This is a genomic window from Nonomuraea sp. NPDC003804 (genome assembly GCF_040610675.1).
Classification (GTDB): Bacteria; Actinomycetota; Actinomycetes; order Streptosporangiales; family Streptosporangiaceae; genus Nonomuraea.
In genome coordinates this window covers 141,488-156,320 of the sequence record NZ_JBEXMT010000017.1, presented here as the reverse complement: position 1 = coordinate 156,320, position 14,833 = coordinate 141,488, and the positions used below count along the sequence as shown (strand labels likewise).

13 protein-coding genes are annotated in these 14,833 nt (G+C 73.3%); 4 read left to right on the top strand and 9 right to left on the bottom strand.

The features are described 5' to 3' along the window. Nucleotides 1–806: alpha/beta hydrolase-fold protein (locus tag ABZX22_RS23925; RefSeq protein WP_354912785.1), on the bottom strand; the 806-nt coding region annotated here is incomplete at its 3' end. Further along, on the bottom strand, nt 803–2,512 hold the full coding sequence (locus ABZX22_RS23920) for a glycoside hydrolase family 13 protein (RefSeq protein ID WP_354912783.1): 1,710 nt from the start codon (nt 2,510–2,512) through the stop codon (nt 803–805). The genes ABZX22_RS23920 and ABZX22_RS23925, both read right to left, overlap by 4 nt. A gap of 174 nt (nt 2,513–2,686) precedes the next feature. Between ABZX22_RS23920 and ABZX22_RS23915 the strand changes: the two genes are divergently transcribed. Then, nucleotides 2,687–3,688: a LacI family DNA-binding transcriptional regulator gene (locus ABZX22_RS23915; protein ID WP_354912781.1), complete on the top strand. Its 1,002-nt coding sequence runs from the start codon at nt 2,687–2,689 to the stop codon at nt 3,686–3,688. Between the two features lie 81 nt (nt 3,689–3,769). Here ABZX22_RS23915 and ABZX22_RS23910 read toward each other — a convergent pair whose 3' ends face one another. Together ABZX22_RS23910 and ABZX22_RS23905 are read right to left on the bottom strand one after the other, a co-directional pair. Next, the gene (locus ABZX22_RS23910) at nt 3,770–4,204 is read right to left on the bottom strand and encodes a DUF6196 family protein (RefSeq protein WP_354912779.1); all 435 of its coding nucleotides are present in this window, start codon (nt 4,202–4,204) and stop codon (nt 3,770–3,772) included. 79 nt (nt 4,205–4,283) lie between these two features. Continuing rightward, nucleotides 4,284–5,210: an LLM class flavin-dependent oxidoreductase gene (locus tag ABZX22_RS23905; RefSeq protein ID WP_354912777.1), complete on the bottom strand. Its 927-nt coding sequence runs from the start codon at nt 5,208–5,210 to the stop codon at nt 4,284–4,286. 75 nt (nt 5,211–5,285) lie between these two features. Between ABZX22_RS23905 and ABZX22_RS23900 the strand changes: the two genes are divergently transcribed. Continuing rightward, a complete protein-coding gene (locus ABZX22_RS23900; protein WP_354912776.1) occupies nt 5,286–6,038 on the top strand; it encodes a helix-turn-helix transcriptional regulator in 753 nt (250 codons plus the stop codon). Here the strand turns inward: ABZX22_RS23900 and ABZX22_RS23895 are convergent. From ABZX22_RS23895 to ABZX22_RS23880, 4 genes are all read right to left on the bottom strand, one after another. Continuing rightward, nucleotides 6,020–6,442, bottom strand: coding sequence for a hypothetical protein (locus tag ABZX22_RS23895; protein ID WP_354912774.1), 423 nt, complete (start codon nt 6,440–6,442; stop codon nt 6,020–6,022). The genes ABZX22_RS23900 and ABZX22_RS23895 overlap by 19 nt on opposite strands. A 62-nt stretch (nt 6,443–6,504) precedes the next feature. Then, complete coding sequence (locus tag ABZX22_RS23890) at nt 6,505–7,842, bottom strand: serine hydrolase domain-containing protein (RefSeq protein ID WP_354912772.1); 1,338 nt, start codon at nt 7,840–7,842, stop codon at nt 6,505–6,507. After that, on the bottom strand, nt 7,839–9,920 hold the full coding sequence (locus ABZX22_RS23885) for a DPP IV N-terminal domain-containing protein (protein ID WP_354912771.1): 2,082 nt from the start codon (nt 9,918–9,920) through the stop codon (nt 7,839–7,841). The genes ABZX22_RS23890 and ABZX22_RS23885 overlap by 4 nt, the downstream gene beginning before the upstream one ends. Further along, nucleotides 9,917–11,320, bottom strand: coding sequence for an MFS transporter (locus ABZX22_RS23880; RefSeq protein ID WP_354912769.1), 1,404 nt, complete (start codon nt 11,318–11,320; stop codon nt 9,917–9,919). The genes ABZX22_RS23885 and ABZX22_RS23880 overlap by 4 nt, the downstream gene beginning before the upstream one ends. Nucleotides 11,321–11,450: 130 nt before the next feature. On the opposite strand from ABZX22_RS23880, the gene ABZX22_RS23875 reads away from it, so the two are divergent. Together ABZX22_RS23875 and ABZX22_RS23870 are read left to right on the top strand one after the other, a co-directional pair. Further along, nucleotides 11,451–12,638: a histidine kinase gene (locus ABZX22_RS23875; protein ID WP_354912768.1), complete on the top strand. Its 1,188-nt coding sequence runs from the start codon at nt 11,451–11,453 to the stop codon at nt 12,636–12,638. After that, a complete protein-coding gene (locus ABZX22_RS23870) occupies nt 12,635–13,288 on the top strand; it encodes a response regulator transcription factor (RefSeq protein WP_354912766.1) in 654 nt (217 codons plus the stop codon). The genes ABZX22_RS23875 and ABZX22_RS23870 overlap by 4 nt, the downstream gene beginning before the upstream one ends. A 39-nt stretch (nt 13,289–13,327) precedes the next feature. Here the strand turns inward: ABZX22_RS23870 and ABZX22_RS23865 are convergent, their stop codons facing one another. Then, nucleotides 13,328–14,599, bottom strand: a complete 1,272-nt coding sequence (locus tag ABZX22_RS23865) for a serine hydrolase domain-containing protein (protein WP_354912765.1) — start codon at nt 14,597–14,599, stop codon at nt 13,328–13,330. Between the last annotated feature and the right edge of the window lie 234 nt (nt 14,600–14,833).

The following is a 14,833-nucleotide window of genomic DNA, read 5'->3' as shown; positions in this document are numbered from 1 at the left end:
CCGTCCGTGCCGTCCGCGACGGACAGCGTCACGGGCGGCCCTTCCGTTCCGAACAGGTGGAGCAGCGCACTGCCCGCGCGCGCCGCCCAGGCGTCCTCGTGGTGCGGCGCGGCCGGCTCGTGGTGGTAGCGCAGCTCCGTATCGGGCTCGTACCCCACGTCGATGAGATGCTCGACCAGCTCGCGGACCGGCCTGACCATGATCAGGCCCTCCATGCCGCCGATGTCGATCCAGATCCTGCGCGGCCCGCGCCCCGGGAATCGGCGGAAGACCGGGGTCTCCTCGAGCGTCGTCGGATCCACGAAGACGAGGAACGGCGACAGCACGGCCGACAGCCCGAACACGTCGGGACGGCGGAAGGCCAGGTGGTAGCTGACCAGGCCGCCCATGGAGGAGCCCATCACCGCGGTGGCGCCCGGATCGTCGGTGACCGCGTAGCGTCCGCGCACCAGCGGCAGCAGCTCCGTGACGAGGAAGCGCTCGTACAGCTCGCCGCGGCAGATCCCGTTCGGGTCACGCGGGTAGGGCACCTCGTGGGAGTACTCGTTGCCGCGCTGGTCACCGGCGTTGGCGACGGCCACGGCGACCAGCGGCGGCAGCAGCCCCGCGCCGATGAGCCCGTCGAGCGTCTCGTCCACCCGCCAGCTCGGCGCGAGGCCCGCTCCCGCGAACACGTGCTGCCCGTCGTGCAGGACGACGAGCGGGTACGGCCCGGCCGCCGGGTCGTAGCCGGGCGGCAGGTAGACGAACACGTCTCTCGAGTTGCCGAGCGCCTCGGAACGCACACCGGTCAGAATCTCGATCATCGGGCGACCTCCCAGACGTGGAAGGCCGGTCCGTCGGCGGGCATCGGTTCACCGGGACGCAGGTCGGGGCCGCCGGTGAGGCAGGACAGCGCGGCAGGGGCCGCAGCAGGCGCGTGGTCGGCCCTGCTGACCTGGACGAGTATCGTCTCGCCCGGCAGCGCCCGCTCGAAGAGCAGGACGTCGTCGTCGGCGCGCAGCCATCGCAGGCCGCCACGGCGCAGCGCCTGCCTGCTCCTGCGCAGTGCCACCAGCTCCCTGTACGTCGCGTAGGTCCGCCGGTCCCAGGTCTCGCCGTCCCACGGGAAGGGTCGGCGGCCGTCCTCCAGGTGGACCCCCTCCACGCCGACCTCGTCACCGGCGAAGACCATGGGCAGGCCGGGCAGTGTGAACAGGAGCGCGGCGCCGAGAAGCTGGCGGTCGCGGCCCGCGATCGACCGGAACCTGGCCGTGTCGTGGGAGTCGAGCAGCGTGAGGTTGTGGGTGTAGGAGCGCCACGGGATCCGGGCGGCGTGGTCGCGCATCACCTCGACGACGTCCTGCCCGCCGTACAGGGGGATGGGGCCGGGGGTGCCCCAGAACTCGGTGGCACGTTCCAGCGCCAGCCACGACCAGACAGGCCGGGCGAACCCGGCGTAGGACATGGTGCCGTGCCAGCCGCCGCCGCGCAGCGCGGCGGCGGCGTCGAACTGGTGCTCGGCCAGCAGCAGCCTGCCCTCTCCCAGCGCCGCCCTGGTGTCCGCGGCCACCCGGTCGTTGAGTTCGACGCCGCCGTGGCGGCCCGCCGACTGGGCGACGTCGACGCGCCATCCGTCGAGCCCGAACTCGTCGGGGTAGCGGGCGATCACCCTGTCCAGGCGCCGGCGCAGCTCGGCCGAGCGGTGGTCGAACTTGGGCAGCGTCTTCACCCCGGCGAACGTGGCGTAGTCGTCGCCGTCGACATAGTAGAAGTCGCGCTCGGGGCTGCTCGGGTCACCCATGGCGCTGACGAACCAGTCGTGCGCGTCGCCCGAATGGTTGAGCGTGATGTCGCCGATCACCCGCATGCCGCGGGCGTGCGCCCGCGCGGTGAGCGCCTTGAGCGCCTCGTCCCCGCCGAGCAGCGGATCCACGCGGTCGAAGGTGGTGGCGTCGTAGCGGTGGTTGGACCTGGCGGGGAAGAAGGGCGTCAGGTAGATCAGGTCGGCGCCGAGCTCGGCGATGTGGTCCAGGCGGTCGGCCACCCCCCACAGGTCGCCGCCGTAGATCTGCTGCAGCGCCTCAGGCTTGCCGTAGGGGATCGGCTCGTCCCAGTCCGCGGGCCTGGCCCAGCCGGGCAGCGGGCCGTACGGCCGGCCGGAGCGGGCGAACCGGTCGGGGAAGATCTGGTAGATCACCGCGTCCGCCGCCCAGGCGGGCGGCGGCGGGTAGGCGGTGAGCGTGAAGTCGGCCGCGTCGGTGACCTCGGTACGGCGCAGCCCCGACGCGTTCAGCCAGAGCGGCCCGCGGGCCGTGCGCAGCAGGAAGCGGTAGCCGCACTCCGGGTTGGCGATCTCGACCGGCACCCGCCACCACGTCTCGTCCTCGCAGGCGCGGTCGATCTTCGCCTCGGTGAACCTGGGCTCGCCGTCAGGGGCGGTGCGCACGTACACCTGCTCGGCACCCAGCGCGGCGGCGGTGCGCACGAACACCTCCACCCGCTCGCCCAGCCCCGGAGAAGGGTCGGACACGTAGAGCGGCGAACCATCGTGGTGCGCGCTCGTGTTGCAAAGTGTTTCGGGTTGCCACATGCTGTCAGTGCTCCGCAATTCGCTCATCACCTGCGTTTCTGGCCGGGAGCCTAGGTCGCTCCCGAATACCGCCGCAACAGCTGGCAACATGTTTCAATGGTTTCTGGAGGGTCGATGTCAAGGCTGTCGGTCCGGACGATCGCCAAGCGTGTCGGGGTCAGCGCGGCCACGGTCAGCCGCGTGCTCAACGACCGCCCGGGTGTGGCCGAGGAGACCCGCGACCGCGTGCTGCGCGCCATGCGCGAGCAAGGCATGGTCGCGCCGGCGCCCGTCTCCGACCCCTTCGTGGGCATCATCGTCCCCGAGCTGGACAACCCCGTCTTCCCGCTGCTGGCCGGCGCTATCGAGACGAAGCTCGGCGCTCTCGGCGTGACGGCGATGATCGGCAGCTCCACCAAGAAGGGGCCGACGGAGCTGGACTACATCGCCTCCCTGGTACGGCAGCGCATCCAGGGTCTGGTCCTGATCTCAGGACGGCACGCCAACCCTTCGGCCGACCACGGCTTCTACTGGCAGCTGCACCAGCGGCACCTGCCGATGGTCCTGGTCGGCGGGCACGTCCCCGACCTGCCGGTCTCCACCGTGACCACCGACGAGGCGGCCGGCGCCGCGATGGCCGTCGCCCACCTGCGATCCCTCGGCCACACCCGCATCGGCCTGGCCGGCGGCCAGGGCTACCTGCGGCCCTCGCAGAACCGGCTGAACGGCTACCGCAGGGAGATGCGCAAGTGGTTCGGCTCCGTCGACGACGCGCTCTACGCCGAGACCGACTACTCGCTGACAGGCGGGCACGCCGCCGCCCAACGGCTGCTGGCGGCCGGCGCGACCGCGATCGTCGCAGGCAGCGACCTCATGGCGCTCGGCGCGCTCGCCGCGGCCCGCCAGGCGGGTCTGTCCGTGCCGGGCGACCTCTCGGTGATCGGGTACGACGACTCCTACCTCGCCTCGCACAGCAACCCGCCCCTGTCGACCGTCCATCAGCCCATCGAGCAGATGGCCGGCGCAGCGGCCAACGCGCTGTGGGAGCGCCTGCAGGGCTACCACACGCCCCACGTCGACCACGTCTTCCCGCCCACCCTCATCGCCCGGGGCTCGACCGGCCGCGTCAGGAGTTGACCCACCCCGGCGGCGTCCGGGCTGTCGAGCCGGCCACCGCTCAGGCCTGCCGTGGCCTGCCGGCCTTCCGGCCGGTGTCGGTCACGCCCCGCGGAGCTCGGCGACGACGGCGACCGCCTGGTCGAGCAGCTCGGCGGGGCAGCCCCAGTAGTCGTAGACGCCGCCGCGCTCCCGGTTGCTCCCGCACACCACGAACACCCCCGTCCCCAGGCTCGCCTTGAGACGGGTGGCCAGCCAGCCGACGAAGCCGCTGTTGTCCAGCCCGGCGGGGAAGTGGAAGGAGAAGATCCCGAACCGCTCGACGTCCTCCCGGTCGCGGGTGAGCGGTATCAGGCGGCTCCAGCTGTCCTCGTCGCGGACCACGGCCAGCGTGTCGCCGGTGAGCGCGGGCGGACGGTCGGCGGGTGACTCCTCGAAGAACCAGACGCCCTCGTGCACGACGAGTTCGGCGCCGGCGATCACCCGGCGCAGGCGTTCCTCGGTCTGCTCGGGGGTCTCCGTGCTGACACTGACCATCGGCGGCCTCTTCTCCGTTGGGGTCGTCGATGAGCGGCAACACCGGGGTGCGCGCCGGTTGTTCCGGCGCGCCGCGACCTCACGGCGTGCGGCAGGCGATCCCGGCCAGCTGCTCCAGCTGCTCCAGCTGGTCGTGGAGCGTGGTGGCCGCGAAACGGCACACCAGGTGCTCGGCGCCGGCCGCCACATAGCCGGCCAGCGTGGCGGCCACGTGCTCGGCCGGGCCCGCGACCATGGCCTGGATCGTCCGCGCCGTCTCGTACGGCACGCCGTAGGTGGCCCTGCAGAAGGCGTCGAGCTCACGCTCGCCGGCGGCCTCGCCGATCAGCACCGTGACGAACAACGCCGGGGTGACCGCCTCGACGGGCCGCCCTGCCGCGCCCGCCGCGTGCCGTACATCCTTGAGGCCCGCCCGGTAGGCGGCGGGGTCGGGCGGGTAGGGCAGCCACCCGTCGTAGAGCCGCCCGGCGCGTTCCAGCGCCGACGGTGTCGCGCCGGCCAGCCAGATCGGCGGCCCGCCCGGCCGGAACGACGGCGTCGGCTCGGGCAGCTCGTCGAAGCGCAGCACCTTGCCGTGGAAGGCGCGCTCGCCCGCCCACAGCGCCCGCCACAGGGCGACCGTCTCGTCCAGCCGCTCGAAGCGCCGCGGCCACGGCACCTCCGAGACCGCGTACTCGATCTCCGACCGGCCGGGGAAGCCGGCGCCCACGGTGACGACCAGCCGCCCGGCCGACAGGTGGTCGACGGCGGCCAGCTCCTGGGCGGCCGTGACCGGGCGGCGGAAGGCCGGCAGCAGCGCCGCGGTGCCGAGGGTGACCCGCTCGGTCGCCGGGGCCAGCGCGGCCAGCATGGCCAGCGGCTCGATGCGGGCGCCGAGCAGGGTGTCGTTGGCCCAGAGGGAGTCGAAGCCGAGCCGCTCGGCGCGGACGCCGAAGTTCACCAGCCCTCGGGCGTCGGTCCACTGGTTCTGGTTGGTGGGGAGCAGGACTCCCAGTCGCGTGTTCACGGAGCAGATCGTGCCGCCGCGAGGGAATGGCGACAATTCCCTTGAAGGAATGGGCGACATCCGCACAATGGGAGCGTGGACTTCTCCCAGACCCTGCGCACGACCCGCCGCCGCCACGGCCTCAGCCAGCTCGACCTCGCCCTGCGGACGGGCACGACTCAGCGCCACCTCAGCTTCATGGAGAGCGGCCGGTCCCGGCCCGGCAGGAGCATGGTCGTCCGGCTCGGCGAGTCGATGGAGCTGCCGCTCAGGGAGCGCAACGACCTCCTGCTCGCGGCCGGGTACGCGCCCGTCTACCCGCAGACCCCGCTCGACGACCCGGGCCTGGCCCACGTGCGGACCGCGCTCGGCCACATCCTGACCGGGCACCTGCCCTATCCCGCGATCGTCGTCGACGCCCGTCACGAGCTGGTACTGGCCAACGACGCCTTCGGCCTGCTCACCGAGGGCGTCGCCGGCCACCTGCTGCGCCCCCCGGTCAACGTGCTGCGCCTGTCCCTGCATCCGGAGGGCCTGGCGCCGCGGATCGTCAACCTGGCCCAGTGGGCCCAGCACATCCTCGACCGCATCCCGCGCGACGAGCTGTACGACGAGCTGTCCGGCTACGTGCCGCACGAGCCGCCGGGGCCCGACCACGTCGGCTTCGCCGTGCCCGTACGGCTGCGCTCGCCGCGCGGGGAACTGCGGCTCACCACCACGATCACGACGTTCGCGACCGCGCTCGACGTGACCGTGGCGGAGCTGAAGCTGGAGGCGTTCCTGCCCGCCGACGCCGAAACGGCGGCGCTGCTGGCGGCTGACCCCGGCGATCAGGACGGGAACATGTAGTCGGTGACGATGCGGCCGTCCTCGTCCAGCATGAGGACCTCGAGGCCGCCGCCCGTCACCGCGCCTCCGCCGCCGACGTTCACCGATTCCCAGTGGAAGGTGACGACGTCGCGCAGCCGTACGGCGTCGCCCTTGGCCCTGAAGACGAACTGCCCGCCGGCGACGAACCGCTCGTAGCTGCGGGTCACCCGGGTCTCGATCGCCTCGTGGCCGCGCGCTTCGAGCGTCGTGGCGTCGAAGCCCAGGTCGTAGCCGATCTGCCGGATCTCCTGCGGCGGCTGGAGCACGTGCTCGCCGTCTTCGGCCCACAGTTCCTGGACGGCCTTGCGGCGCAGCTCGGCGTCCGGCTCGAGCCAGAGCGCGATGTAGCGGTCGGCCAGTTCCTGGGCACGGATATCGGTCACTGCTTCTCCTCGTGTCGGTGTTCCCCTCGATCCTGCGGATCGCGGGGAACACCGACAATTCCTCACAGGGAATCGCGGACGTTCAGCCGCCCGGTGTGCAGGTAGCCGGCCCGCCCGCCGTCGCCGTCGCCGACGAACGCGACGGCCGCGTGCACCCCGCCCCTGGCCTCCGCGAACACGAACGTGTCGCCGCGCAGCCTGGCCAGCTCGAAGGTCTGCGGCGCGCCGTGCTCGGCCATCACGCCGAGCGGCGTGACGGTCACCCACAGCCGGCCCTCGGCGTCGCCGGTGACCTCCCACGCCGTCACGTCCGAGACGTAGCGCCCGGCGTAGCGGTCGACGTCGAAGGGGAGCGGCGGCACGGGCGGCTTCACCGGCGGCGGCGCGCTCACCCCGGCCAGGCGGCCGAGCACGGGCGTCAGCAGCTCGGCCACCAGCGGGTCGGGGTCGCCGCCGTTGGTCAGCAGCACCGCGGCCGCCCCCGCCTCCGGCACGAGCTTCAGCGTGGCGGCCTGGCCGGGGGTGGAGCCGTCGTGCCCGACGACCGTGCCGCCCGCCCATTCCTGCACTTCCCAGCCGAGCCCCCAGCTGGAGGGCCGGCCGAGGTCGGGAAGGGCGACCTGCGGCTCCCGCATCATCCTGGACAGCTTCGCGGGCAGCACCTGCGCGCCGTCGGCCAGATGCGCGCGGGCGAAGGTCAGCAGATCTCCCGCGGTCATCGCCAGGCTCGCCCCCGCCGGGTCGTTCGAGCGCATCAGCGACCAGGTCGAGACCGGCTCGCCGGCGGCGTGCCCGACCGCCGTGCCGTACAGGATGGCCTCGTCGGCGCTGGTGGCGGTGTGCGTCAGGCCCAGCGGGCCGATCAGGTGCGCGCGCAGCGCCGCGTTGAACGGCAGGCCGCGCAGGACCTCGACGACACGCCCGAGGACGACGTACCCGGCGTTGTTGTAGGACCAGATCGCGCCGGGCGGCGACAGCTGCGGCACCTCGCCGAGCAGCGCGACCAGCTTCTCGATCGCGTCGTCACCTCGGCCGGTGTCGACGAAGACGTCCCCCTCGAACCCGCCGGTGTGCGCCAGCAGCTGCCGGATCGTCACCGGCTCGGGCAGCGCGAGCCCTGGCAGCACCGACTGCGCGGTCTGGTCGAGGTCGAGCCGCCCCTCGCCGACGAGCTGGAGCACCAGGGTCGCCGTCCACGCCTTGGTGACCGAGCCGATCTGGAACAGCGAGCCGGTCGTGACGGGCTGGCCCGTGCGGGTGTTGAGGACTCCCGTCGCGGCCGCGGCCACCTCCTGGCCGGCGGTGAAGGCGAGGACCGCGCCGGTGACGCCGTGCTCGCCGGCCAGCGCGTCGAGGTCGGCCTGCAGGTCGGGGAGCAGGTCAGGAAGGGCGGTGCTCATGCGGCGGCTCCGAAGGTCGGGTCGATGCGGTATCCGGCGGGCGGTTCCGCGCCGATCAGGTGGCGGGTGAGGAAGTCCCAGGTACGGCGCAGCACGTGCGCCTCGGCGTGCAGGTAGCCGTGGGCGGCGTTGGGCACCATGAGCATCTCGAAGTCGGCATCGGCCTCGACCAGCGCGTTGACCAGCCGCAGCGACAGGCCGGGGTGGCAGTTGTCGTCCATCTCGCCGAAGACGATCAGCAGCTTGCCGGCGAGCGCGCCGGCGTGCGGCAGCATCGAGCCCGCGGCGTAGTCCTGGGGCGGCGGCCCCTGGTAGGTCTCGCCCCAGATGGCGTAGTAGCCGTCGTGCTCGTAGTCGCCCGCCGAGGCGACGCCCACGCGGAAGAAACCGGGATGGGTCAGCATCGCCCTGGCCGTGGCCGCGCCGCCGCCCGAGTGCCCGGTGATCCCCACCCGCTCCAGATCGAGGTAGGGCCGCTCGGCGGCGAGCTGGGTGATCGCCGCCACGTGGTCCTCCAGCCCGGCCGTCACCGCCGGGTCGCCGTGGGAGACCTCCTGGAAGGCCTTGCCCCGGTACGGCGTGCCGCGCCCGTCGAGCACCACGACCGCCATGCCGAGCGCGGCCAGCGACGGCGCGCCGCCCGCCGGGTCGAGCAGCCACGGGTCGAGCGTGTAGCCCCGCAGGGTGGTGCGCAGCTGCCGGGTGATCTGCGGCCCGTTGTAGATCGAGTCCAGGATGGGGTACCGCTTGCCCGGGTCGAAGTCGCCCGGCAGGAACAGCAGCCCGTGGACGTCGGTGACGCCGTCGGCGGCCTTGGCGGTGAACCGTTCGGGCGCCCGCCATCCGGCCTTCTCCAGCAGGCTCAGGTCGGCCTGCTCCAGCTCCATGACGAGCGCTCCGGCGGCGTCGCGCAGCACGGTGACGCTCGGCGTGCCGGGCGTGGCGTAGGTGTCGACCAGCCAGCGGCCGTCGGGGGAGACGTGGACCTGGTGGTCGGCGTCCTCGGGGGTGAGCACGGTGACCCCGCCCCCGTCCAGGTCCGCCCGGCACAGGCGGCGGTCGTAGGGGTTCGACCCGTGCCCGCCCGACAGGAACAGCACCTGCCTGCCCGTCCAGTCGACCTCGAGCAGCTCGCGGACGAGCCATTCGCCGGTGGTGACGGCGCCGGCGAGCTCGCCGCCCCGGTACAGGTAGAGGTGACCCCAGCCCGACCGGTCGGAGTACCACAGCACCTCGTCGCCGCGGGTGCGCACGAGCGTCGGCACGACGATCGTCGGAGCGGTGGCCATCACCGTCTCGGCGTGCTCTTCGAGGACGACCTGCGCCCGGCCGGTCCTGGCGTCGATGCGGTGGAGCACGGCGCCCCGGTTGCCGCGGGTGCAGTGCAGCAGCCACAGCGTGTCGTCGTCCTCCCACCAGATCCGGTCGAGGTTGAGCGGGGCGTCGTGAGTGAAGGGCAGCGGCTCGAGCGCGACGTCGACCCGCTCGCCCGTCTCCGCGTCGAAGATCGCGTGCGTGACCGTCGGCAGCGGGTCGCCGGGCATCTCGTAGTGCATCGTGTGCGCCAGCGGGCGGCCGCCGCCCGGGGGACACGACTGCGTGATCGTCAGCGTGGGCACGTGCCGCTGGTCGACGCGGTGGGTGACGAACCGGCGGCCGTCGGGCGCCCAGACCAGCAGCGGGGGCGTGGTCATGCCCTGCTGGGTGGCGACGATCGGCATCCGGTTCTGGTCGCTCGGCAGGCCGTAGGCATGGCCAGGCTCGCCGTCACCGGTGACGCGCGTACCGTTCACCAGCAGGTCGCCGGCCTCGCAGGTCACCGTGAAGCGGCCGTCGGGCGAGGTCTGGGCGCCGGTGAGCTCGGGCGGGAGCACCGGCTCGCCGGCCGGGGCCGGCGCCGGGCCCTCCACCCGCTCCTTTCGCTCGGGGAAGACCCTGACCTGGCGGGGGCCTTCGGGGGTGCTCACCAGGTACCAGAAGGAGTCCTCCTCCCAGACGGGCGTCACGGCCGAGCGGTGCACGAGCTTCGCCTCCCGCGAGACGTGCAGCGCCTCGGCGCGGCGATAGGCGTCGATCATGTGGTTTCTCCGATCGCATGGTCGATGAGGGCGTCGAGATCGCCCATGAGGGTCTTGCGGATGGTCGCGATGAACCACGACCCGAGGACCGCGGGGACGAGCAGCAACAGCAGCGCGCCGCGCAGGTCGAGGAAGGCGGTCGCCAGGGCCAGCAGCCCCGCGCCCACCAGGCCGCCGGCCGCGATGATCAGACCGAGCGCGGCCATGGCGTGGGGGCGGTCGGCGGGCCGTACGACCGAGAGTGCGCCGATGAACAGGCACGGCCCGATCACCGCGAGGAAGGCCTGGCCCAGCGCCAGCAGGGCCAGCATCACCCACAGCACGGGCACGACCGCGGACAGGGCGAACGCCGTGGCCGCCGCGGCCAGCGCCGCGCCCGACAGCGCCATGAACCGCGCAGGACCCGCCCGGTAGGCCGCCTCCGCCCTGGCCCCGAAGGCGGCCAGCGCCGCGATCGACACCGCCGCGGCGGCGCCGGTGAACAGCCCGCGCTGGCCGGGCGTGAGCGCGTACTCCTGCTCCAGCAGGGTCGAGACCACCACCCCGTACGGCGCGGCCAGCGCCCCTACCGCGGTGAAGCCGACGCACATCCGGCGGACGGTCGGGATGCGCAGGGTCCGCACGAACGCCGCCCCGAAACCGCCGAACTCCGGCGTCGCCGCGTCCGCGGCCGGTACGGCGTTGCCCGACCTGGCCTGAAGCTCGGCCACGTCCCAGCGGCCCAGCACCGGCTCGCGCAGCCGCAGCGCGTACAGGCAGGCCGCCAGCGACAGCCCGCCGAGCGTCGCGAACACCGCCCGCCAGTCCATGCCGAGCCACGACACCAGCGCCGCCACGACCAGCGGTGCCAGGACGCCGGCCAGCGGCGACGAGGCCGAGTACAGCGACATGATCCGCATGCGGGCGGGCGGCGGGTAGGCGTCCACGAGCAGCGGCGGATGCAGCACCGCCACGGTGCCGGTGGTGGCCCCGTTGACCAGCATGAGCGCGGCCAGCGAGACAGGCCCGGCCACCGACCCGGTGAACAGCGTGGTCAGGCTCCAGGCGAACCCGGTGCCCACCGCCAGCCGTACCCGATGGGGGTAGCGGCGCAGCAGCGCCGCCACCGCGAACGGGGCGAGCCCCGTCGCCACGCCCTGGGCGGCCACGATTCCCGACAGCGAGCCGGCGTCCATCCCGAGCGAGGCGGCGATCTCGGGCGCGAGCACGCCGAACACCTGGGTCTGGAAGTTGTCCACCACGGCCAGCACGGTCAGCGCGACCAGGAACGACAGGCCGACGCCGTGCTCCCTGAGCGTGCGCAGCAGGGGAGCGGTGTCGCCCTCCTTGCCGGTGACGCCCAGGATCGCGCGTGCGTCCTGCCTGGTCAGGGAGGCGTGTTCGCCTGGAAGATCGTTCACGCATCGAGGATCACGCGACACGGCAGGCCCGCACGAGCGCCGAACGTGGGCTGCCCCGTGGGGATCGTAGGCGCCGGCATCCTACTTTCGTCGGATCCGGCCGGCCTGCGCGGATCGGTAGCGTGGCGGTATGAACGCGCGGGTCAGAAGGCTGTCGGGGGACGTCGCGCTCGCCACGGCCGTGGGCGTGGTGGGCGTCGGCAGCGATCTGGCCATCAGCGGCGCGGTGCCGATGGCGCTGGTGCCCGATGTGCCCTGGCAGGGGCTGTGGGTGCAGGCCGTGGCCGCGGCGGCGCTGCTGGGCCGGCGGCACTTCCCCCTCGCCGTCGCGCTGGCGATGATCCCGCTCGGCTTCATCGAGGTGCCGGTGGCCATGCCGTTCGCGCTGTACTCGCTCGGCGCCCACCGCGGCGACCGGCGGCTGCTCGTGGCGGTGGCCGCGCTGGCCCTGCTCGTCCTGACCCACCTGTGGGAGGCGCCCGACCTCGCCACGGCCCTGAACCTCGTCGCGATCTGCGGCCTGGTGGTGATCCCCGCGACGCTGCTCGGCCTCTACGCCGACACCCAGCGGCGGCTCAACACCGCGCTGGCCGAACGGGCCGAACGCGCCGAACGCGAGCAGCGGCTGCTGGTCGAGCAGGCCAGGCTGGAGGAACGCACGCGGCTGGCCCGCGAGATGCACGACGTGGTCACCCACCACGTCAGCCTGATGGTGCTGCAGGCCGGCTCCCTGCGGATGGCCGCGCCCTCGCCCGAGGTGCGCGCGGCCGCCGAGGAACTGCGCGCCACCGGCCGGCGCGCGCTCGGCGAGCTGCGCGAGGTCGTCGGGGTGCTGCACGACCGGCAGCCGGCCGACCTCGCCCCGCCGCCGACCCTGCTCGACGTGTCCCGCCTGGTCGCCGAGTCGGGTCTGCCGGTTTCGCTGAGCCAGGACGAGCAGATCGAGCTGTCGGCACCGCTCGGCCGTACCGCCTACCGGGTGGTGCAGGAGGCGCTGACCAACGCGCGCAAGCACGCGCCGGGCGCGCCGGTCTCCGTCCGGCTGAGCCCCCGGGACGGCGGGGTCCGCGTCGAGGTGCGCAACCACCCGGCCGACCCGGCGCGCGCCGAGCCGATGCGCCTCGGCCTTCCGTCGTCCGGCACCGGGCTGCTCGGCCTGCGGCAGCGGGTGGAACTGGTCGGCGGCGCGTTCGCCGCGGGGCCGACCGAGACAGGCGGATTCGAGGTGCTGGCGACACTGCCGGCCAAACTGCCGGGAAATCTCCCGGGAAACCTGCCGGCAGAACTGCCGGGAAAGGGGAGGGGAAGCGCCCGATGATCAGGGTCCTGCTCGTGGACGACGAGCGGATGGTCTGCGCCCACCTGCGGGCGATCCTGTCCCGCGCCGCCGACCTCGAGGTGGTCGGCGAGGCGCACGACGGCGCCGAGGCCGTCGAGGCGATCGTCCGGCTGGCGCCGGACGTCGTGCTGATGGACATCAGGATGCCCGGCGTCGACGGCCTGACCGCGACCGAGCGCGCCTGCCGGCTGCCGCGCCCGCCGAAGATCATCATGCTGACCACGTTCGACCTGGACGAGTACGCGGTCCGGGCACTGCGCGCGGGCGCGGTCGGCTTCCTGCTCAAGGACACCGACCCCGAGGACCTGACCGGCATCGTCAGGGTCGCCGCCGACGGGCACGCCGTCGTCTCGCCCGAGCTGACCAGGCGGCTGGTGGCGGCCTTCGCCCCCGGCGAGCCCGCCAGACGGGCCGCCAGGCAACTGGTGGACGGCCTGACCGAGCGCGAGACCGAGGTGCTGGTCTGCCTGGCCGAAGGGCTGTCCAACTCCCAGACGGGCAGCCGGCTCTACCTCAGCGAGACGACGGTCAAGGGCTACGTGTCGCGGCTGCTCGGCAAGCTCGGCTGCGCCAACCGCACCCAGGCCGCGCTGCTGGCCCACGACGCCGGGCTGGTCAGCCGAGGCTGAGCTCACGCGATCCGGTGGGCTGGTCAGCCGAGGCTGAGCTCACGCGATCCGGCGGGCGGCGAAACCGCCGCTGACCAGGCGCGCCGCCCGGCCGTCCCGGACCACGAACGCCAGATCCCAGCCCCGCCCGCCGGACAGATCCTGCTCGGGCAGGAACCGGTGCTCGTCCAGCGGCAGCAGCGCCACCGGCGGGCTGACGGCGCCCGAGGCCACGTCCTCCAGCGTGACCGTCAGCACCCCCTCCACCGAGGTCACCTCGTAGCGCAGGTCGCAGGCGGCGTACCGGCCCTCGTACGGGCCCGCGTCGGCGGTGAGCCGCGTCGCCGGCTCCACGTCGGCGGGAGCGGCTCCCAGCAGCTCGGCGGTCACGGCGGCCGCCAGCGGGTAACCCGCGTGCGGGCTGTTGCACACCACCGCGACGACCACGCCGGTGGACGGCACCCACAGCAGCGTCGAGGAACCGCCCAGATTGGTCCCGCTGTGGCCGAGCACGGTCGTCCCGCCGAAATCGCGCTGGTAGGGCCCCAGACACCAGCGGTCGGCGAACCGCCTGGTCGGCAGCGACACCTGTGGCACCTGCATGGCGGCGCACGCCTCCGCCGACAGCACGCCGGCCCCCGCCCGCACGAACAGCTCGCCGAACCTGGCCAGATCGGCGGCCGTCGAGCACAGCGTGCTCCCCGCGGGCCCCGAGGCGCGCGAGAACGTCCACGGCCGCACCACCGAACCGTCGGGCGCGTGCCCGACCGCGACCCGGTGATACGGCAGCTCCTCCCACAACGTCAGGCACTCGCGCAGCCCCAGCGGCTCGAACACCCTGCGCCGCAACGCCTCGTCCCAGCTCGACCCGGTCAGCCGGGCGACCAGCGCGCCCGAGACGACGGTGGAGGCGTTGCTGTAGGAGTAGCCGTCGCCCGGGGCGAACAGCATCCGCATGCTGGACAGCGTCGCCAGGTAGTCGGCCGGGTCGTCGTAGAACCCGTTGTCGATCCCGCTGGTCATGGACAGCAGGTGACGCGCCGTCACCGACGCGGTGGCGGCGGCGTCGGACAGCCGCAGCTCCGGCAGATGGCGCGCCACCGGCGTGTCCAGGTCCAGCACGCCCTCGTCGACCAGCGTCATCACCAGCACCGCGGTGTGCAGCTTGGTCGTCGAACCGATCTGGATCAGCGTGCGGGCGTCCATCGGCGTGCCCAGCTCGGCGTTGGCGACCCCGGTGGCGGCCTCACGCAACTCGCCGTCGGCGAGCACGGCGACCTGCGCGCCGGTGACACCCAGCCGGCGGGCGGCCTCGGTCAGCATCTCTTCCATGGCGACCGAGTCTCAGCCGCCGTCCCGTGCCTGATCAAGGCGATGACGGGCGAAGCCGACCTTCGGCACGGCAGGACCGTACTTTGGTGGGGCCTTCGAGCGGCGGCCTGCTGCCGAAGGCCTGTCTCCTGAGGTCCGCCCGGGGGTTCGCCCGCGTGCGCGGCCGCCCTCCCTTCAGCAGCCGAGCCGGTTTCAGAAAGCACGCCAACTTGAAAAGCCGAACCAGTTCGAGAA

Excerpts from the sequence above, each read along its gene's own strand:
- ABZX22_RS23870 (WP_354912766.1), top strand. The coding sequence starts at position 12,635 with ATGATCAGGGTCCTGCTCGTGGACGACGAGCGGATGGTCTGCGCCCAC.
- ABZX22_RS23865 (WP_354912765.1), bottom strand. The coding sequence starts at position 14,599 with ATGGAAGAGATGCTGACCGAGGCCGCCCGCCGGCTGGGTGTCACCGGC.
- ABZX22_RS23875 (WP_354912768.1), top strand. The coding sequence starts at position 11,451 with ATGAACGCGCGGGTCAGAAGGCTGTCGGGGGACGTCGCGCTCGCCACG.
- ABZX22_RS23915 (WP_354912781.1), top strand. The coding sequence starts at position 2,687 with ATGTCAAGGCTGTCGGTCCGGACGATCGCCAAGCGTGTCGGGGTCAGC.
- ABZX22_RS23910 (WP_354912779.1), bottom strand. The coding sequence starts at position 4,204 with ATGGTCAGTGTCAGCACGGAGACCCCCGAGCAGACCGAGGAACGCCTG.
- ABZX22_RS23885 (WP_354912771.1), bottom strand. The coding sequence starts at position 9,920 with ATGATCGACGCCTATCGCCGCGCCGAGGCGCTGCACGTCTCGCGGGAG.
- ABZX22_RS23890 (WP_354912772.1), bottom strand. The coding sequence starts at position 7,842 with ATGAGCACCGCCCTTCCTGACCTGCTCCCCGACCTGCAGGCCGACCTC.